The sequence below is a fragment of the Methylibium sp. genome, from assembly GCF_013817365.1.
Classification (GTDB): Bacteria; Pseudomonadota; Gammaproteobacteria; order Burkholderiales; family Burkholderiaceae_C; genus Methylibium.
Genome location: NZ_JACDCU010000517.1, coordinates 1 through 2589, shown reverse-complemented (window position 1 = coordinate 2589; position 2589 = coordinate 1). Strand labels below are relative to the sequence as shown.

2 protein-coding genes are annotated in these 2589 nt (G+C 71.6%); one reads left to right on the top strand and one right to left on the bottom strand.

Features of this window, described 5'->3' with window-relative positions; genetic code table 11:
• A partial coding sequence (locus tag H0W38_RS20695) for an MgtC/SapB family protein (protein WP_292457738.1) occupies positions 1-381 on the top strand: 381 nt, incomplete at its 5' end.
• 8 nt (positions 382-389) lie between these two features.
• On the opposite strand, the gene H0W38_RS20690 is transcribed toward H0W38_RS20695, so the two are convergent.
• The coding region (locus tag H0W38_RS20690; RefSeq protein ID WP_292457736.1) for a translocation/assembly module TamB domain-containing protein at positions 390-2589 on the bottom strand (2200 nt) is incomplete at its 5' end.

The window sequence follows — 2589 nt, the reverse complement described above, 5'->3', positions numbered from 1 at the left end:
GAGCGCGAGCGCAGCGACAGCGCCGCCGGCTTGCGCACGCACATGCTGGTGTCGCTCGGCGCCGCGCTGTTCGTGCTGGCGCCAAGGCAGGCCGGCATGGAACTGGGCGATCTGAGCCGCGTGCTGCAGGGCATCGTCGCCGGCATCGGTTTTCTGGGCGCCGGAGCGGTGCTCAAGCTCAAGGACGACGGCGTGATCCGCGGCCTGACGACGGCGGCCGGCATCTGGGCCACTGCCGCCATCGGCATCACGGCAGGCTTGGGTTTGGAGACCACCGCCGTGCTGAGCACGTTCATGGTGTTGATCATCCTGCGGGTGCTGTTCCGGTTCAGCCACGGCATCGAAGAGCGGGAACAGGAGCGCGACCAAACCGACCGGTAGGCGGTCCTTCAGTTCCAGCGGAACATCCAGATCAGATCGATCGCCGGGTCTTCGCCGGACTGCGCGCGCACCGTGAAACGCTGGGCGATGCGGTAGATCAACTGCAGGTTGCCGGCCGCGGCGCTGAGGCCGCGCTCGTAGCCCACGTACACCCGCTCGGACAGCTGCTTGCCGAGGGTCACGATGGTGTCGGCGGTCGCGCCGTCGCTCTGGCGCACCGACAACTCGTCCAGGCGCAGCAGCTTGGCCGGGTCGAACTTGCTGCCGCCGCTGCCGTCGCCCTGCAGCAGTGCGAGGGCGGCGCGTTGGAGCAGCAGCGTCTCGGAGCCAGCCAGTTCGTCGTAGCTGCGCCCGGTGACGAGCAGGGCGAGCTTTTCGGTGGCGGGCATTTCAGGGTCGGAGAACAGCTGGATGCGCGGCGTCAGCACGCTGCCGGTGACGCGAACACCGACGCGAACGTCGGTTTCGGCACGGACCGCCTCGATGTTCAGGCGCGGGTTCTCCAGATTGCCGACGAAGGTGATGATGCCCTGCTCGATCTGGAGATCCTGGCCATAGGCCTGATAGGTGCCGTCTTGCGTGCGAATCTCTCCGCGTGCTTCGAGCCGACCCTTCGGGGTGGTGATCTGCAACTTGCCTGTGAGCCGAGTGTCGATGCCGAGGCCGCGCAGTTGCAGCCGCTCGCCGAGGTCGATGGCCAGTTGCATCTCCACGGCGCGGGGCGCGCTCGGCGCAGCTTCGGCGGCGGCGGCTTCGTCGGCCGCCGCCGTGTCTCCCGGGCGGCGCACGGTCACGTCTTCGGCGAGGCTGGGCGCGCCGCCGCGGCTGATGTCGATCAGGCCGCGGTCGATGCCCAGTTTGCCGGTGATGGCGACCTTCTCGGGATCGAGCCGCACGTCGATCCGGCCGCTCGCGACGATGCGCCGATCGACGCGCCCGAGCACCTCGGCCTCTTCGGCGACAAGCGCCAGTTGCGCCTGCGGCTGCGCGCCCAGCCGTGCCGTGCCGCTGGCGCGCAGCTCGCCTTCGCCGGCCTGGAAGCGCAGCACCTCCAGGCGAGCACTGTTGCCATCGAAGCGCGCGTCGAGCCGCCCCTCGCGCAGGGACACGCCCTCCAGTGTGTTGCGCAGGGCCAGTTCGCGGCCGTGCACCTCGCCGATCAGTTCGGGCGCGCCGACGCGGCCGGCCAGGCGCAGCGACGCGTCCAGCGTGCCGCCCAGGCGCCAGCCGGCAGGGATCCAGGCACCCCAGGCGGCCAGGTTTTCGACCTGTACGTCGAGTCGCCCGTCGATCGGCGCCTCGGGGCCGGGAAACAGCGCGGTGGGCTCGGCCCGCACCGTTTGCCGTCCCTCGATGCGGCCGAGGTTGGCACCGGCGATCAGTTCGGTCAGGCGCCACACGCCGGCCTGCGCGTCGAGTGCGACCCGTAGGTCGGTCAGGCCCAGCGATTGAACGACGCCGAACTCGCTGATCTGCAGGTCGCCGCCGGTGCGTGCGATTTCCACCTGCGCGCGCACGACCGGATCGCTGCTCACGTCGATGCGCGCGCCCAGGCGCAGGTCGCCGGCCCAGCCGAATCCGGGCTGCAGCCGCTGCAGCAATTCAGCCACGACGAAAGGTTCCACCTCGGCCTGCACCGCCAGCCGCGCGGGCGCCGCGCCGTTGCGCTGCCACTGCAGCCGACTCCAGCGCAGGGCCGCGCCGAGCACCGCGGCGCGGCCGGGCTCGAGCCGAAGGGCGAGGGATTGCTCGCCCTGTTCGAGCACCAGTTGGAGGTCGCGCGCGACGAACAGCGGCAGCGGCGGGGCGCTCGACGGCCTTGCTTTGCGGGCGCCAGTGCCAGTGCCAGTGCCAGTGCCAGTGCCAGTGCCAGTGCCGGCATCGGCGCTGCTGCGGCCTTCAGAGCCGCTGCGGGGGTCGCCGCTCGCGCTGCCGTTCGCCGGGCTCGTTGTCCGACGCAGCGACAGTTCGCTCAGCGTGGCGCGCCACGTTGATGGCGCCTTGCCGGTCCCGGCTCGCCAAGCGCCGCTCAGGTCGGCGGCCAGTGCGAGCGATTCCGCGGCGGCGGCCGGCGCTGCGGCGCTCGCCTCGCTGCCGGGCGCGGGCGCTGGCTGACGCAGGCTGGCTCTCAGACTGGCGCGGTGCTCGGCGAGCGTGCCGTCGGCGTCCAGAGCGATGCGGGGCAGCACCAGGCCCGGCACGCGGACC